The 17,406-nt window shown below is 45.8% G+C and carries 11 protein-coding genes; all 11 read right to left on the reverse strand.

The annotated features are described in order from the left end of the window. Positions 1-94: 94 nt before the first annotated feature. Complete coding sequence (gene fdhF, locus ISALK_RS02385; protein ID WP_160718652.1) at positions 95-2,770, reverse strand: formate dehydrogenase subunit alpha; 2,676 nt, start codon at positions 2,768-2,770, stop codon at positions 95-97. A gap of 88 nt (positions 2,771-2,858) precedes the next feature. Beyond that, positions 2,859-4,655: an NADH-quinone oxidoreductase subunit NuoF gene (gene nuoF / locus ISALK_RS02390; RefSeq protein WP_160718654.1), complete on the reverse strand. Its 1,797-nt coding sequence runs from the start codon at positions 4,653-4,655 to the stop codon at positions 2,859-2,861. Positions 4,656-4,686: 31 nt separating this feature from the next. After that, positions 4,687-5,055 (reverse strand): (2Fe-2S) ferredoxin domain-containing protein, encoded by a 369-nt coding sequence (locus ISALK_RS02395; protein WP_160718656.1) that lies wholly within the window; start codon positions 5,053-5,055, stop codon positions 4,687-4,689. Between the two features lie 44 nt (positions 5,056-5,099). Further along, positions 5,100-5,588, reverse strand: coding sequence for an NADH-quinone oxidoreductase subunit NuoE family protein (locus ISALK_RS02400; protein WP_160718658.1), 489 nt, complete (start codon positions 5,586-5,588; stop codon positions 5,100-5,102). A gap of 424 nt (positions 5,589-6,012) precedes the next feature. Beyond that, positions 6,013-7,899, reverse strand: a complete 1,887-nt coding sequence (gene uvrC / locus ISALK_RS02405; RefSeq protein ID WP_160718660.1) for an excinuclease ABC subunit UvrC — start codon at positions 7,897-7,899, stop codon at positions 6,013-6,015. 12 nt (positions 7,900-7,911) lie between these two features. Next, on the reverse strand, positions 7,912-10,770 hold the full coding sequence (gene uvrA / locus ISALK_RS02410) for an excinuclease ABC subunit UvrA (RefSeq protein ID WP_160718662.1): 2,859 nt from the start codon (positions 10,768-10,770) through the stop codon (positions 7,912-7,914). A gap of 2 nt (positions 10,771-10,772) precedes the next feature. Beyond that, entirely contained in the window at positions 10,773-12,764 is a 1,992-nt protein-coding gene (gene uvrB, locus ISALK_RS02415) for an excinuclease ABC subunit UvrB (RefSeq protein WP_160718664.1), read from the reverse strand. Between the two features lie 163 nt (positions 12,765-12,927). Continuing rightward, the gene (locus ISALK_RS02420; RefSeq protein ID WP_160718666.1) at positions 12,928-13,224 is read right to left on the reverse strand and encodes a DUF5658 family protein; all 297 of its coding nucleotides are present in this window, start codon (positions 13,222-13,224) and stop codon (positions 12,928-12,930) included. Positions 13,225-13,384: 160 nt separating this feature from the next. Then, positions 13,385-14,608: a S41 family peptidase gene (locus tag ISALK_RS02425; RefSeq protein ID WP_160718668.1), complete on the reverse strand. Its 1,224-nt coding sequence runs from the start codon at positions 14,606-14,608 to the stop codon at positions 13,385-13,387. Between the two features lie 84 nt (positions 14,609-14,692). Beyond that, on the reverse strand, positions 14,693-16,018 hold the full coding sequence (locus tag ISALK_RS02430; RefSeq protein ID WP_160718670.1) for a peptidoglycan DD-metalloendopeptidase family protein: 1,326 nt from the start codon (positions 16,016-16,018) through the stop codon (positions 14,693-14,695). 136 nt (positions 16,019-16,154) lie between these two features. Beyond that, positions 16,155-17,390, reverse strand: a complete 1,236-nt coding sequence (locus ISALK_RS02435) for a murein hydrolase activator EnvC family protein (RefSeq protein WP_371723405.1) — start codon at positions 17,388-17,390, stop codon at positions 16,155-16,157. Between the last annotated feature and the right edge of the window lie 16 nt (positions 17,391-17,406).

The raw sequence follows: 17,406 nt of genomic DNA on the forward strand, positions 1-17,406 counted from the left end.
TTAATTATACCCTCATTCAATGAAAAACCCCACAAGGATGGACTCCCTGTGGGGCTTAACAACTAGTAATGTTAAAAATATCGAGCTTATCGGTTTAAGACGCTTTTTCGATATTTACTGCACTTACCTTCAGTTCCGGAATCTTCGAATACTCATCCAACACACTGCCATTGGTCAGAACATTGGCTGCTCCCTGTGCCCAGTGGAATGGAATGAACACGGTATTTCCCGTAATTTTGTCGGTAACCTTGGCTTTCACGGTGATGGATCCTCTTCGGGAGGAAACTTTAATCTTGTCACCGGTTTCAATATTCTTTGCACGGGCAACTTCAGGACTGATTTCAATAAAACTCTCCGGTGCTAAGTTATTCAGACCTTCCGTTTTTCCGGTCATGGTTCTTGTATGATACTGATAAAGCACCCGGCCGGTGGTCATAATCATTGGATATTCGTCATCAGTGATTTCTGCAGAAGGTTTGTACTGTGCCGGTTTAAAGAGACCCAGCCCTCGAGCAAATCGCTCCCCATGTAAGAATTTGGTGCCTTCATGGGTTTTGGTTGGACATGGCCACTGTAGACCGCTGCCTTCCAGTCGACTATAATCGATCCCTGCATATTGAGGGGTTACCATTGCAATCTCATCCATGATCTCCGATGCACTTTCATAGGTTTTCTCATCACCCAGTCGGTTCATCAGGGTCATAAAGACCTCCCAGTCATTTTTCGCCTCACCGGGGGCATCGATGGCTTTTCGAATCCGCTGCACTCTTCTTTCGGTATTAACAAAGGTTCCATCCTTTTCTGCATAGGCGGTTGCAGGAAGTACCACATCTGCCAATTCCGCCGTTTCCGTCAAGAAGATGTCCTGTACCACTAAGAAGTCTAAACTCTCCATGGCTTTACGAATATGCTTGGTGTCCGGGTCGGAAACCATAGGGTTCTCCCCCATAACATAAAGCATCTTTAAACTTTTACGGATGGCGTTATCCATCATCTCGGGAAGGGTAAGTCCGTTTTCGTCGGAAAGGTCGGCACCCCAAGCTTGATCGAATTTCTTCTTCATGTCGGGGTTCGCCACCGGTTGGTAACCCGGATAGACGTTGGGAAGACCTCCCATATCACAGGCTCCCTGCACATTGTTTTGGCCTCGTAGAGGGTTCACGCCGGTACCTTCTCTTCCGATATTTCCCGTAAGCATGGCAAGGTTTGCAATGCTCATTACACTTTCCGTACCGGTACTGTGCTGGGTGATTCCCATACAGTAATAAATCGCTGCCCGTTTGGCTTCGCCGTAAATTTTCCCTGCTTTAATAATGTCCTTAGCGTCCACTTCACAGATTTCCGCAACTTTTTCAGGCGTGTACTCTTTCACAAGCTCCTTTAACGCTTCAAAGTTTTCCGTTCGTTCTTCAATGAATTGATCATCCTGAAGTCCCTCTTCCAAAATCACATGCATCAGTCCGTTGGAAAGGGCCAGGCTGGTTCCCGGTTTGATTTGTAGGAATACATCAGCGTAATAGGCCAGCTCAATTTCCCGGGGATCGGCTACAATAAGCTTCGCTCCATTTTTCACCGCTTGTTTCATCTTGGATCCGATCACCGGATGATTCTCCGTGGTATTGGATCCTGTTACAAATAAAACGTCGGATGCTAATACTTCGTTTACACTGTTTGTCATCGCTCCGCTTCCTAACGTGGTTGCAAGACCTGCAACGGTAGAGGAATGTCAGAGCCGGGCGCAGTGGTCCACACTGTTGGTTCCAAGGGTTGCCCGCATAAACTTTTGCATCATGTAGTTATCTTCCGTACTACACCTCGCTGAGGTCAGTCCTGCAAAAGCCCCGGGACCGTTTTCCTCTTGAATTTCTTTTATTTTTCCGATGATGGTATCATAAGCTTCTTCCCAGCTGGCTTCCTGAAGTCTTCCGTCTTTTCGAACCAAAGGCATCTTCAGCCGATCGGGATGGCTTAAGAAGTCAAAGGCGAATTTACCCTTTGCACAGAGCATTCGATCATTCACACCCTCCGCCGGTTGCACTTCCACTACTTTATTATCCTTTATCAGTAAATCCATTTGACACCCGACGCCACAATAGGAACAGGTGGTTCGGACTTTATCCACTTCCCAGTATCGGAATTTGGTTTTCTTTTTGGATCCCAGAGCATCTACGGGACATACGGATACACAGTTTCCACAGGATACACAGGTGGATTCGGAAAGACCCCGCTCTAAAGGTGTTGCTACATGGGTCTCAAATCCTCTCTCTGCAAAACCGATGGCGTGGGTTTCCTGAAGCTGATCACAAACCATTACACATTTTCCGCATCGGATGCATTTGTTCTGATCGCTGTAATAAAAATCATTGGACTGATCGATTTCATAGTGGTTTCTTGCTCCGTCGTAAGAGGTTTCTTCCACACCGTACTCATAACAAAGATCCTGCAAGGTACACTCCCCGGCTTTTTCACAGGTTAAGCATTCCAGGGGATGGTCCGCTAAAAGAAGATCCAGAATTTCTTTCCGGGCGGTTACCACATCTTCACTTTCCGTCTCTACTTCCATTCCCTCATAAACCGGCGTTACACAGGCCGTGGGAAGGTTGTTGCCACCATTTACTTCCACCACACAAATTCTACAGGAACCATGGGGCTTTAATCTTGGATCGTGACAAAAGGTGGGGATTTTAATGCCTATTTTTTTCGCCGCTTCTAATACGGTGGTGTCTTTTTCCACTTCCACCTTTTGACCGTTAATTGATAAGGTCACCATTTACTTTCGCCTCCTTCGTAAAATCATTTCGCTCATTATCTATTTTAAAGAATTATCGAATCTCTAAAGATATTTCCTTAACCGATCCTTACCCTTTTTTGATTGCGTCAAAAGGACAGGCTTCTAAGCAAGCATTACATTTGATACATTTTTCCGTATCAATATGGTATACGGTTTTGCCTTTTGTACCACTGATACAATCCACCGGACACTTCGCTGCACAGATTCCGCATTTCTTACATTTATCTTCGATTACCATGTAGTTCAATAAGGCCTTGCAAACCCCGGCCGGACATCGCTTATCATGCACATGGGCTTCATATTCATCCATAAAGTAATCCAGGGTGGAAAGTACCGGATTCGGTGCCGTTTGACCCAGACCGCAAAGAGATGCATTCTTAATGGTTTTCGCTAAGGTCTTCAGCTTGTCCAGATCCGCCGGGGTTCCTTTCCCTTCGGCGATTTTATCCAGCATCTCCAACATTCTCTTTGTGCCGTCTCGACAAGGGGTACATTTACCACAGGATTCTTCCACGGTAAAGTCTAAGAAGAACCGGGCGATATCCACCATACAGTTATCTTCATCCATGACGATCATTCCACCGGAACCCATCATGGATCCAAGCTCTATTAAGTTGTCGTAATCAATCGGCGTGTCGATGTGTGCCGCCGGAATACATCCTCCGGAAGGTCCGCCGGTTTGTACCGCTTTAAATTCTTTTCCTCCGGGAATCCCGCCTCCGACATCATAAATCGCTTCTCGCAGGGTGGTTCCCATGGGGATCTCTAAGAGTCCCGTATTGTTTATTTTTCCGCCTAGGGCAAATACCTTGGTTCCTTTGGACTTTTCCGTTCCGATACTGGCAAACCACTCGGGGCCTCGGAGGATAATCTGAGGAATGTTGGCGTAGGTTTCTACATTGTTTAACAGGGTGGGTTTGTCAAAAATCCCCTTTACTGCCGGGAATGGCGGTCGTGGTACGGGCATTCCCCGTTTTCCTTCAATGGATTTGATTAATGCGGTTTCCTCACCGCATACAAAAGCTCCGGCTCCAAGACGGATTTCCATATCAAAGCTGAAGTCCGTTCCAAAGATGTTCTCTCCTAGAAGACCCATCTCTTTTGCCTGATCAATGGCAATTTGCAATCGATTTACCGCAATAGGATACTCGGCTCGAACATAGACATACCCTTTATCCGCTCCTACGGCATAACCGGCAATGGCCATAGCTTCAATCACTACATGAGGGTCCCCCTCTAATACGGAACGGTCCATAAAAGCTCCCGGGTCTCCTTCATCGGCGTTACAGGCCACATACTTTTGATCCCCTTCCGCCTTTGCGGTAAAGTCCCACTTTAAACCGGCCGGGAAACCTCCGCCGCCTCGACCACGAAGTCCGGAATCTTTTAGAAGTTGAATAACCTCTTCCGGTTTCATATCGGAAAGTACTCGCCCTAAGGCTTCGTATCCGTCATAGGCAATATACTCTTCGATCACTTCAGGGTTGATCACCCCACAGTTTCCAAGGGCTACCCTCTCTTGTTTTTTATAGAAGCCCACATCGTTAATGGACTGCATTTCTCCTTCTTGATAGGATTCTTTATACAGTAAATCCGTAACGATTCTTCCCTTTACCAGGTGTTCTGAAACAATGGTATCCACATCTTCCACCTTCAGCTGGCTGTAAAAAGCTCCCTCAGGGTAAACAATGACGATAGGGCCCGCTTCACAAAGTCCGAAACATCCGGTTTTCACTACCTTTGCCTCATCTTTTAAATCATTCTTTTCAATCAACTCTTTAAACCGTTCTTCAATTTTCAAGGAATCGGAAGACACACACCCGGTTCCTCCACATACAAGTATATGGGATCGATATAATTCCATTTTCAAACCTCCTTGCGCTTAGTTTAGTCCCTTACTTTTCATAGGCTCCAATCGTATATTCCTGGACAACCTTTCCGTTCACAACATGATCGGTAATTACTTTTTTCGCTTTTTCCGCGTCCATATGCACATAGGTGACCTTTTCTTCCCCCTGCTTATAGACTTCAAACATCGGCTCCAATCGACAGGCGCCGATACATCCGGTTTGGGTTACGGTAACGTCCTGCAGGTTTCTTTTCTTAACTTCTTCCACTAAGGCCATCATCACCGGTCTTGCACCGGCGGAAATCCCACAGGTTGCCATTCCCACCACAATTCGTGTTCCCTGTCCGCTTCTTCGCATATCCACTTTGTCTAAGGATTCTTTTCGAAGTTTTCTCAGTTCTTCTAAACTTTTCATGACCGAACCTCCCTAAATTCATAATTTTTTTCCAATAGGTTCCTTTAGCCTTGATATTTCTCCATTATTCCCGGTATATCTTGGACTTCCAGCTTTCCATACACATCTTCATTGATGGTGATAATCGGAGCCAGTCCACAGGCACCGATACATCGGGTGGCTTCTAAGGTGAACCTTCCGTCCTCAGAGGTTTCCCCGGTTTTGGTATCAATGATTTCACTGATCTTGTCTAAAATCGGCTGGGCATTTTTTACGTAACAGGCCGTTCCCATACACACCGAAACAACATACTCTCCCTTGGGTACCAGGGAAAATTGGGAGTAGAAGGTTACTACCCCGTAGATATCACTCATCGGTACTTTTAAGGCTTCCGATACATGCTTTTGCACCTCATAGGGTACGCACCCGAAAATCTTTTGGGCTTGAGTCAACACGGGCATAAGGGGCCCTTTCGTTCCTTCTACTTTTTCAATGAGTTGATCCAGCTTCTGAAAATTCTCTTCCGTTAACACTTTACTTACCAATTCTTCCATAATGTCCCTCCTTAGCTATATATTCATTATACTTGGTACTTTATAATGATTGAAAACTTGTTAACACGTACTCTTCTCCATTTTACTTTACCCTGTGTAAAAATTCAAATTTTATTATTTTTTTTTGAATATTTCCATGGTCTTCGGGTATCTATTAATGTTAAATTTTTAACTACTTTAGTATATAATAAAAACGAGGTAAAATCAATAAGCAGTTGCTAACTTTTTTGATGTTTCCCAGTGCTTTTTTAACACTTATTCCAACAATCCTTTTTAAAATTATATATGCAAAAAAAGAAAGCTATAGGCTAGAAACTCGGCCTATAGCTTTTGAACGCTCCTCCGTTTTAACCGGATTTAAGTTCTTCTCTATTTCAAATATTTACTGTTCTTTCCTACTACCCTTTTCCCGTGGAGTGTTTGCCTAAGCTAAATATTTTCGAATATTTTCCGCATCTTTTTTTGTAACCCGTTCCACGGCTAAAAGTTCTTCCTCCGTGGCTTTTTTAATATGATCCAAGGTTTTAAAATGATTATACAGGGCCAGCTTTTTCACCCGACCGATTCCCGGCACATCGTCCAATGCGGATTTCTCCTGGTGCTTTTTCATCAGACTGCGATGATGAGTGATGGCAAAACGATGCACCTCTTCCTGCACCTGACTGATAAAAAGCATTAAGGGGCTGCCCTTTTTCAAGGGTATTTCCTCTCCCCGGTAAACAAGCCCCCGGGTACGGTGCTTATCGTCCTTAACCATACCGCACACGGGAACCCTCACCCCGAGTTTTTCCAGCACCCTTTCTACAATGGCCACCTGGCCCTTGCCTCCATCGATTAAGATCAGTTCCGGAAAGGTAGCAAATTTTCCCAAGGTCTCCACTTCGGAAAAATCTTCGAGACTTTGGAGGTCCTGAATTTCTCTTAATCCTCTTCTAAACCGTCGTTCCAGCACCTCTTCCATGCTCTTGTAATCATCGGGGCCCTTGACCTTTTGTATTTTGAAGCGCCGATATTCCTTTCGGTCGGGTTTGGTGTCGGTAAAGACCACCATGGATCCCACGGACTCCACTCCCTGGATATTGGAGATATCATAGGCTTCAATGCGATGGGGAATTCCATCTAATGTTAGACGCTCCTGTAAACCGGTAAGGACCTGCTCCACCTTTTCTTCCTTTTTCTTTTCCACTTCCACTTTTTGGTCAAGAAACAGTTTGGCATTTTCCTTTACCATGGTTAACAGCTTTTTCTTTTCCCCGATTTTGGGAATCTGCAATGTGACCTTCTCATTTTTTCTCGAAGAGAGCCAGCTTTCAATAATTTCCCGATCTTCAAACTCCTGTTCCAGTAATACTTCCTTGGGAATAAAGTTCATACCGCTGTAAAACTGCTTGATAAAAGAAGACAGGATCTCCTCTTCCTTCTCCTCCGCATCATTTTCCAAAATGAAATTTTCCCGCTGCACCAATTTCCCCTTTCGAATAAAGAAAACCTGTACGGAACTTTTATTATCTCGCTTGGCCATGGCGATAATATCCTGATCGTATTCCTTAGTGGACACCACCTTTTGACGCTGAAGGATTTCTCTGAGGGCTTCCACCTGGTCCCGGTATTTCGCCGCATTTTCAAAATCCATGGCCTCCGCCGCCTGATGCATTTGCCCCTCTATTTTTTTGATCAGTTCATCCTCCCGTCCCTCCAAAAATAAGAGAATCCCCTGGATCATTTCCTGATAGGCCTCTTTATTTACCCGACCGGTACAGGGGCCGATGCATTTTTTGATGTGATAATTAAGGCATGGGCGGACCTTTTTTTCGATCAGTTTGTTAATATCCTTATTGCACTGGCGAATAGGATAGAGACTTCGAAGAATATTCAAGGTCTCGTTTAAGGCCCAGATATTGGTGTAGGGGCCGAAATACTTAGCCCCGTCCTTTCGAATTTTCCGGGTTTTCAATAGCCTTGGGAACTCTTCCTGCAGGGTTACCTTAATATAGGGATAGGTTTTATCATCCCGCAGCAGTACATTGTATTTCGGTTTATTTTCCTTAATTAAGTTGTTCTCCAGAATCAAGGCTTCAATCTCCGAGTCCGTGACGATGTACTCGAAGTGATGAATATTGGGAACCATGGCCTGCACCTTGGGAGGCTGGTTTCTGGAAGACTGAAAATATTGACGCACCCGGCTTCTGAGATTAATGGCCTTACCCACATAAATAATGTGGTCGTTGGCGTTTTTCATCAGATAAACCCCGGGGCTTTTCGGCAGATGCTCTAATAGTTTTTGAATCCGTTCTGAGATCTCCTCATTCATCTATTGGCCTCCTCAGGATGAACATTCTTTAGTTTCCGTCGAGAAAAGCAAGGGTTTTAAATATCTTCCGGTATAGGACTTTTTCACCTTTGCAATTTCCTCCGGGGTTCCCGTGGCTAAAATCCCGCCGCCTTCCTGGCCCCCCTCGGGTCCTAGATCAATGATATGATCCGCAATTTTAATAACGTCCAGATTATGCTCAATGACCAATACGGAGTTACCGCCCTCTACCAGACGCTGCAGCACCCCGGTGAGTTTATGCACATCGGCGGTGTGAAGACCGGTGGTAGGTTCGTCCAGAATGTATAACGTTTTCCCTGTGCTTCGCTTGCTTAGCTCCGTGGCCAGTTTAATCCGTTGGGCTTCTCCTCCGGAGAGCTGGGTGGAGGGTTGTCCTAATTTAATATAACTAAGGCCTACATCCTGTAGTGTCTGGATCTTGCGTTTGATTTTCGGAATGTTCTCAAAGAATTCCAAAGCGTTTTCCACGGTCATATCCAGTACGTCGGCAATGGTTTTTCCTTTGTATAAAATGTCCAGGGTCTCCCGGTTGTAACGCTTTCCTTTACATACTTCACAGGGCACATAGACATCGGGAAGAAAGTGCATTTCGATCTTGATAATTCCGTCACCGTTGCAGGCTTCGCATCGGCCTCCTTTGACGTTAAAGCTGAATCGTCCTTTTTTGTATCCCCGGGTTTTGGCCATTTGAGTTTTCGCAAAGGCATCCCGGATTTCGTCAAACACGCCGGTATAGGTGGCGGGATTGGACCGTGGGGTTCTCCCGATGGGGGACTGATCAATTTCGATGACTTTATCGATGTGTTCCATCCCCATTACCCGGTCATGGTCCCCCGGTATGGCCTTGGCCCGATTTAAGGTGTAGGCCAGTTGTTTATATAAAATTTCATTAATGAGTGTACTCTTTCCGGAACCGGAAACCCCGGTTACACAGGTGAACAATCCCAAGGGTACGCTGACATTAATATCTTTTAAGTTGTTTTCCCGGGCTCCGTAAATTTCCAAGGCTTTTCCATTGGGTTTTCTCCGTTCCCTTGGAATCGGGATGGCTTTCTTTCCGCTGAGGTACTGACCTGTAATAGACTCCGGAACCTTCTCAATTTCTTTCGCTGTCCCTTGGGCAACGATATAGCCCCCCAGATTCCCGGCACCGGGACCTACGTCAATGACGTGATCCGCCTTACGAATGGTGTCTTCATCGTGTTCCACCACGATTACGGTGTTTCCGATCTCCGCCAGGTTTTTTAAGGTCTTCAACAGTTGATCATTGTCCCGTTGATGAAGACCGATGCTGGGTTCGTCCAGTACATAGAGCACCCCTACCAGTTTCGAGCCGATTTGGGTGGCCAGTCGAATCCGTTGGGATTCTCCCCCGGACAGGGTACCCGCATTCCGGGACAACGTCAGGTATCCGAGACCCACATCAAACAAAAAGCTGAGCCTTGCCCGGATTTCTTTAATGATCTGATGGGCAATAAAGGTTTTTCGGTCATCCAGCTCCACTTCTTCAAAGAATTTCAAGGCATTTTTTACCGAGTAGTCCGTGATCTGTTGAATATTTTTATTATCAAAGGTTACGGCCAGGGCCACATCCTTCAGCCTTCCTCCGTTGCAGGTTTTGCAGGTTTTCTCACTCATAAACCCTTCGATTTTCTCCCGCATGTAATCCGAGTGGGTTTCCAGGTAGCGTCGTTCCAAATTATATACCACTCCTTCAAAAACCACGGAATGGGTTCTTCGTCCCCCGTATTTGGAGTCGTACTCAAACTCCACAAGAGTGCCTCCACTGCCGTAAAGAAGATCCTCAATAAATTCTTCGGGAAAATCTTTCAGCGGTGTGGTAAGATTTCCGCCGTACTTTTTCGTCAGCGCCTTTCCCATTTTGAAGTAATAGGTTTCTTCCCCGTTGCCATTGGCTTTTCCCCAGGGAGCAACCCCTCCTTCTTTGATACTCAACTCCCGGTTGGGAATCACTAACTTCGGATCCACCACCTTCTTATGGCCGATGCCTCCGCAGGTTTCACAGGCGCCATAGGGGCTGTTGAAGGAAAACATTCGGGGGGACAGTTCTTCCAGACCGATTTCATGTTCCGGGCAGGAAAACTTTGTGGAAAGCAGCATTTCCTCTCCATCGATGACGTCCACTTTCACCAGGCCGTCGGAGAGTTTAATCACGGTCTCCAGGGAGTCGCTGAGTCTTCGCTCCACCCCTTCCTTTACTACGATTCGGTCCACCACCACATCAATGTCATGCTTTTTATTTTTCTCCAGTTCAATGTCCTCGCTGATTTCCCGCATTTCTCCGTCCACCCGCAGCCGGACGAAGCCTTCCTTTTTCATCTCTTCCAGAATCTTTTTATGCATCCCTTTTTTCCCGCTGATAATGGGAGCCAATAATTGAATCTTGGTTTTTTCTCCCAGTTCCATGATTTTGTCGGTGATTTCTCCAATGGTCTGTTGCCGTATTTCTATGCCGCAGACGGGACAGTGAGGCGTCCCCACCCGGGCAAATAACAGTCGCAGGTAATCATAGATTTCCGTTACCGTCCCCACAGTAGACCGGGGATTTTTATTCGTGGTCTTTTGATCAATGGATATCGCCGGGGACAGCCCTTCAATGGACTCCACATCGGGTTTTTCCATTTGACCGAGAAACTGTCTTGCATAGGCGGACAGACTCTCAATATAGCGTCGTTGTCCTTCCGCGTAGATGGTATCAAAAGCCAGGGAGGATTTCCCCGACCCGGAAATTCCGGTAATGACCACAAACTGATCCCGGGGAATTTCCACGTTAATATTCTGCAAATTATGCTCTTTGCCACCCTTTACTACAATTTTATCTCTTGTCATCTCTACACCTCTTTTAATTGTTCAATTTCATCCCGAAGTTCCGCTGCCTTTTCGAATTCCAAGGCTTTTGCCGCGGCTTTCATTTCTTTTTCCAGCAGGGTGATTCGTTTTTCCCGCTGGCTCTCGGTTAACTGCTCTTTCTTCGGCTTCTTTTTCGCCAGTTCCAGGGTATATTCCACTTCATCCTCCGCCACTTTTGTGGCTTCAATGATCTCGCTGATGTCTTTCTTAATAGTAATCGGTTGAATGTTATGTTTCTCATTATAGGCGATTTGCACCCCTCGCCGTCTTTCCGTCTCATCAATGGCCCGTTTCATAGACCCCGTGATTTTATCCGCATACATCACTACCCGGCCTTCCGTATTTCTGGCGGCGCGACCGATGGTTTGGACCATGGAGGTTTCCGAACGAAGAAAGCCTTCCTTGTCCGCATCGAGAATGGCCACCAGGGATACTTCCGGTAAATCCAGTCCTTCTCGAAGGAGGTTGATGCCGATTAATACATCAAATTTTCCCAGGCGAAGGTCCCGGATAATTTCCATCCGTTCCATGGTGTCAATATCCGAGTGGAGATAGCGCACTTTAATCCCCAGTTCTTCCAAATAGTTGGTCAAGTCTTCCGACATTTTTTTCGTTAAGGTGGTCACCAGTACCCGGAATTTTTTCTCTACTTCTTTATAAATTTCTCCGACCAGATCATCAATCTGCCCTTTTACCGGACGGACATCCACCTTGGGATCAATAATTCCCGTGGGACGAATCAACTGTTCCGTAATCATCTGACTCCGCTCACTTTCATAGGGCCCCGGTGTTGCGGAAACGTACACAATCTGATTGATTAAGGATTCAAATTCCTCAAAATTCAACGGTCGATTATCATAAGCCGAAGGGAGACGAAATCCGTACTCCACCAGATTTTCCTTTCGGGAGCGGTCCCCGCCGAACATTCCCCGTACCTGAGGGATACTGACATGGGATTCATCGGCGATCATTAAATAGTCATCAGGAAAATAGTCCAGCAGGGTAAAGGGACGACTTCCCGGTTCTCTACCGGATAAATGACGGGAGTAGTTCTCAATTCCCTGGCAGAATCCGGTTTCCCGAAGCATTTCGATATCATACATGGTCCGCTGTCGAATCCGCTGGGCTTCCAAAAGTTTTTCCTCCTGTTTAAAATAGGCTTCCCGTTCTTCCAACTCCTCTTCAATGGCCTTAATGGCATCTTCCAGCTTTTCCGATCCCGTAGCATAGTGGGACGCCGGGAAAATGGATACATGGACCCGTTCCCCTACAATTTCCCCGGTAAGGGCGTTCACTTCCGTAATCCGCTCAATTTCATCTCCGAAAAATTCCACGCGGATCGCCTGCTCCGATGAATTTGCAGGAAAAATTTCCAGGATATCCCCCCGTACCCGAAAGGTCCCCCGTACAAAATTTATATCATTCCGTTCATATTGAATATCCACCAGTTTCCGAAGAATCTCATCTCGATCCCGTTCCATCCCCGGTCTCAAGGACAGCCCCAATTCCTTATACTCTTCCGGATTTCCCAGACCGTAGATACAGGATACACTGGCTACGATAATCACATCCCGTCGTTCAAAAAGAGCGGAAGTGGCGGAGTGTCGCAGTTTATCAATTTCATCATTGATGGAGGCATCCTTTTCGATGAACATATCATTATGGGCCACATAGGCCTCGGGCTGATAATAATCGTAATAGCTTACAAAATATTCCACCGCATTGTGGGGAAAAAACTCCCGGAACTCGCTGGCCAGTTGGGCCGCCAGGGTTTTGTTATGGGCCAATACCAAGGTGGGCCGTTGCACCTGCTGAATCACGTTAGCCATGGTGAAGGTCTTTCCCGACCCGGTAACCCCTAAAAGGGTTTGATCCCGATGCCCTTGATTCAGACTGCTGACCAAGTCCCCAATGGCCTGGGGCTGATCCCCCGTGGGTTGAAAAGACGATTGAATTTCAAAACGTTCCTCCATTAAATCTCATCCTTTATTATGGTTTCATCTTCCTTGTTGACTGTACTTTTTTTGATTTGTTGAGAACTTTAGTTCGTATATTAGTTCGTATTATTGTATGTTTTTTTACCGGGCTTGTCAACCGATGCCCTCGTGATTTTGCCGTCACCGCTTTACCCAATAACTAGACCCCCACATTATAGTGCCATAGCCATGCCATATGAAGAAACAGCACCATGGCATAGACCACCAGGCCGAATTTAGCAATGGGATCTTTATATTTTTTCGTTCGTCGAATAAGAAACATGACCCCGAGGATCATCAGAACTCTTAAAATAGCCGCTTTTAACAAGGGGAGCTCAAAGAGCCATACCATCAAAGGGTTTGCCTCTTCAATGACGTTTAAATCCACCACCCCGAAATAGGTCAATAAGAAATCCAAAAACATCATATAGCCCAGTACCCTGACTTTGTTTTTCATGGGATCCTCCTTCGGGGTTTCCTAATTAATAATCATTATTATTGATAAAGCAAAAATAATGTGGCAGTTGACATAATCTCACTACCACACTATTATTATAGCACATTGAAAATCCATATTCAATTAACTTGTCCTTTGTTCTTGAAAGGATGATTGCTTCCTATTCAAGGCCCAGTTCTTCTTTTAAAACCTCAATGGCCTTTTCCAACTGCTTGTCTTCCCCTTCTTCAATCAGGTCTACGCTGACGGTTTGTTCCATTTCCACGATGATGTCCGGCTCAATGCCTTCATCCTGAATGTAGTTTCCCTCGGGAGTAAAGTACTGGGATACGGTATATCGAAAACCGGAGCCGTCTTCTTCATAGCTTCGAATACCTTGAACCAAAGCTTTTCCAAAGGTGGTTTCTCCAATAACCGTCCCACGGTTACCGTCTTGCACCGCTCCGGCTAAAATTTCCGAAGCACTGGCACTTCCTTTATTTACCAGTACGGTCAAGGGAACATCCACATGATCACTTGAAGCGGTTTCTTGCTGTTGATTTCCTTCCCGGTCCTCGGTATAAACAATCACCTGTTCATCCAGAATCATATCGGCAATTTCAATGGTTTGGCTTAATAGTCCCCCCGGATTGTTTCGAAGATCCAGCACCAAAGCCTCCATATTATCTTCTACCAAAGCATCCAGGGCTTCGTTAAAGTCCCCGGCGGTTTGTTGATTAAAGTTGGTAATTCGGATATAGCCGATATCCTCTTCCAGCATTTCATATTGAACGGTTTCAATCTTAATGGTTTCCCGCTCAATGGTAAGTTCGATCAGTTCCCGTTCTCCTTCTCTTCGAATGGCAACATCCACTTCCGTTCCCGGTTCTCCCCGCATCAGGTCCACGGCTTTATTAAGATTCGGGCCTTGGACTTCTTCTCCGTCAACCTCTATAATACGGTCTCCGGTTTGAATCCCCGCTCGATATCCCGGGGTGCTTTCTATAGGGGATACAACGGTAACATATCCGTCTTCTCCCGGGGTCACGATAATTCCGATCCCTCCAAAAGAGCCTTCGGTTTCCGTCATGAAATCCTCATATTCGTCGGAGCTCATATAGGTGGTATAAGGGTCTCCCGTAGCTTCAAACATTCCCCGTACCGCCCCTTCCATCAGAGTGGACTCATCCAGATCCTCATAGTAATTCTCCAACAAAAAATCTCTCATATAGGTCAGCTTTGAAAAATCCTCTTCCAATTCCTGATAATGCTCCATATGATCATCGGATATTAAGTAGTTCTCTCCCACTTGAAGGGCAATGTAATTGCCTAATGTCATATTCACGATTGTGGTTAGCAGCACCAACACTACAGCGCCGATTAATGCTTTCTTTTTACTTATCATTCAACGCGCTCCTCTTTATTCTCTGTCGTTTATCTCAGCTTTATCTTTCATTGCCTTTGTATCATCCTTATATTCTACCACACATTATTCATTTAACCAATGATAGGGATTAATGACTTTCGGGTCTCCATTCACTCGTACTTCATAGTGCAGATGAGGCCCCGTGGAGTATCCTGTACTGCCAATAGATGCAATGACTTCCCCCTGTTCCACTCGGTCTCCTACCGATACATGATTTTGGGAATTATGTGCGTATAAAGTAGAGATTCCTTCACCATGGTAAATCACAACATAGTTACCGTAGCTTGGTCCATAGGTGGAGAGCATCACTTCCCCGGACAAACTGGCCACAATCGGTGTCCCCATGGGGGCAGGAATGTCAATTCCCCAGTGGGGTCTCCATTCACCGAAGATGGGATGGGTCCGGTAACCGTAGGCGGAAGAAATTCTACGATAGCCCGGCACCGGCCAGGACCGATTGGCCTCAGCAGGAGTGGAGGGTTCCTCTTCTTCTTCCGATTCTTCCGGCTCCGGTTCCCTTTCTTCAGCAGCATCCTCTTCCTCCGATGCTTCCCGTTCCGCTTCTTCCTCCGCCTTTCTTTCCGCTTCCCGTCTTGCCTGTTCTTCCGCTTCTTTGCGGGCCTGTTCCTCAGCCGCCCGTTTTTCCGCTTCCATTCGTTCCTGGATTTCTCTTTCTATTCGCTGGATTTCTCCTTCAAGATACTCCGACTCTTCTTCCCGTTCTGAGAGTTCCTGTTCCATCTCCGCGATGGTACTTTGGATTTCCACCCTGAGACGCTTTTGGGTTCCCCTGGATACTTGCAGGGTTTCCACCTTGTTTTCCACATCCTGTTGGTAGCTTAACAGTTGACTCTTTTGATCCTCCAGAATATCCTGCTTTGCTGCCACCAGAGCGGCCTGTTCTTCCAGTTCCTCAATCAATTGTACATCATGGTCCGCAATTTTTCGAATCATATCCATGTTGGAAAGAAGTTCCGTAAAGTCCCGGGAACCAAAAAGTATTTCTATGTAACTGATACTTCCTTTTCGGTACATGGCCGCGACTCGAGTGCCCAGCAACTCATTTTTATCGCCTAAACCCGCCTTGGCCTCCAAAAGCTCCTCCTCGGTTACTTCAATGTCCTCTGTAACCCGGGAGATATTAGATTCAATGTCATCAATTTCTCTTTCCGCTTCGATGATTTCCATTTCAATCTCTTCAAGCTTCTCAATAATCTCCGATTCTTCCATTTCATTCTCTTCAATTTTTGCTTCGATTTCCCGTTGCTCTTCCTCCACTTCCTTTAACTGATCCTGAACTTCATCGACTTCTTCAGCAAAAGAAAATAGGGCTGGGCTAATCAGCAACAAAAATACCATCATCAGACATAAAAACTTTCTTTTTTTCATGCTCTTTCTCCCCTTTATATGGAAAATGGTCTTTGAGTACTAATTTACCCAGCCCTATTCACTTTAATCTATCTATTTCAACATTTGTTTGCTATGGGTCACTTTTTTTGTTTGTATTTTTTTATTTTTTTCTCTATCAATTACGTAACCAGTCCATGGGATTGGTGGTATTTCCGTTCCGTTGCACTTCAAAGTGTAGGTGTGGCCCTGTGGACATCCCCGTGGTTCCGATCCGAGCAATGGTTTCGCCGCCTTGGACCTGTTGTCCTCTACTCACTTGATTCCTGGAATTGTGAGCATAGAGCGTGGAGATGCCGTTTCCATGATCAATAACCACAACATTGCCATAGCTTCCGCTGTACTGAGACATGATTACAGTCCCTGATGCAGCGGCCACAACCGGCGTGCCTGAGGGTGCAGGGATATCAATTCCCGCGTGGAATCTTGTTCCTCCCAATACAGGATGGGTTCGATTTCCGTAGGGAGAAGAGATTCGGGTATATCCCGGTACCGGCCAGACCGATGGTCGGCTGGTGTCTACTTGCTCCTGGCTACCCTGGTCCTTGGTAGCCTCTTCCTTGGCAGCCTGCTCCTGGGCTTTTCTTTCCTCTTCCTTTCTACGTCGCTCCGCTTCTAAACGGGCTCGTTCCGCTTCTTGAAGCTCTTGGATCTCCGCCTGAAGATTTTGGGATTCCTGTTCCTTTTGGTTCAGTTCCTCTTCCATCTGACCAATGGCGCTTTGAACTTCTCGACGCAGGCTTACTTGAGTGCCTCTGGAAACTTGCAACTGCTCTTTTTGATCCTTTGCGTCCTCCTGGTAACTCACCAGTTTAGCCTCTTGGTCTTCCAACATCTTTTTCTTACTGGCAATAAGGTTTCTCTGTTCTTCCAACTCTTCGATTAGTTCCACGTCTTGATTGGCAATCTTTCGAATCATGTCCACATTCGTTAACAGTTCGGTAAAGTCCCCTGATCCTAATAATACTTCTATGTACCCAATATTTCCCCGGCGGTACATGGTGTCTAGACGGGATTCCAGGGTGTCATTTTTCTCTACAATGGTCTCTTCCGCTTCCACCAATTCTTCCTTGGTGTCTTCAATTTTTTCTGTGGTTTCAGATATTTGCCCTTCGAGACGGTCGATTTCATCTTCCGTCTCGATAATTTCCATTTCCAAGGTTTCGATTTTCTCAATAATTTCCGCTTCTTCCATGGATTTGTCTTGAATTTGGCTTTCCACGGCTTTTTGTCGTTCTTCCACTTCCTTTAAGCTATCTTTTTTTTCATCAATTTCATTGGCAAATACATACATCCCGGAAGTTACCAGTAAAAACGATGCAATAATCATGATAAACTTGCTGCTTCTTTTCACTATACATCCCATCCTT

This window comes from Isachenkonia alkalipeptolytica (genome assembly GCF_009910325.1).
Lineage (GTDB): Bacteria > Bacillota > Clostridia > Peptostreptococcales > T1SED10-28 > Isachenkonia > Isachenkonia alkalipeptolytica.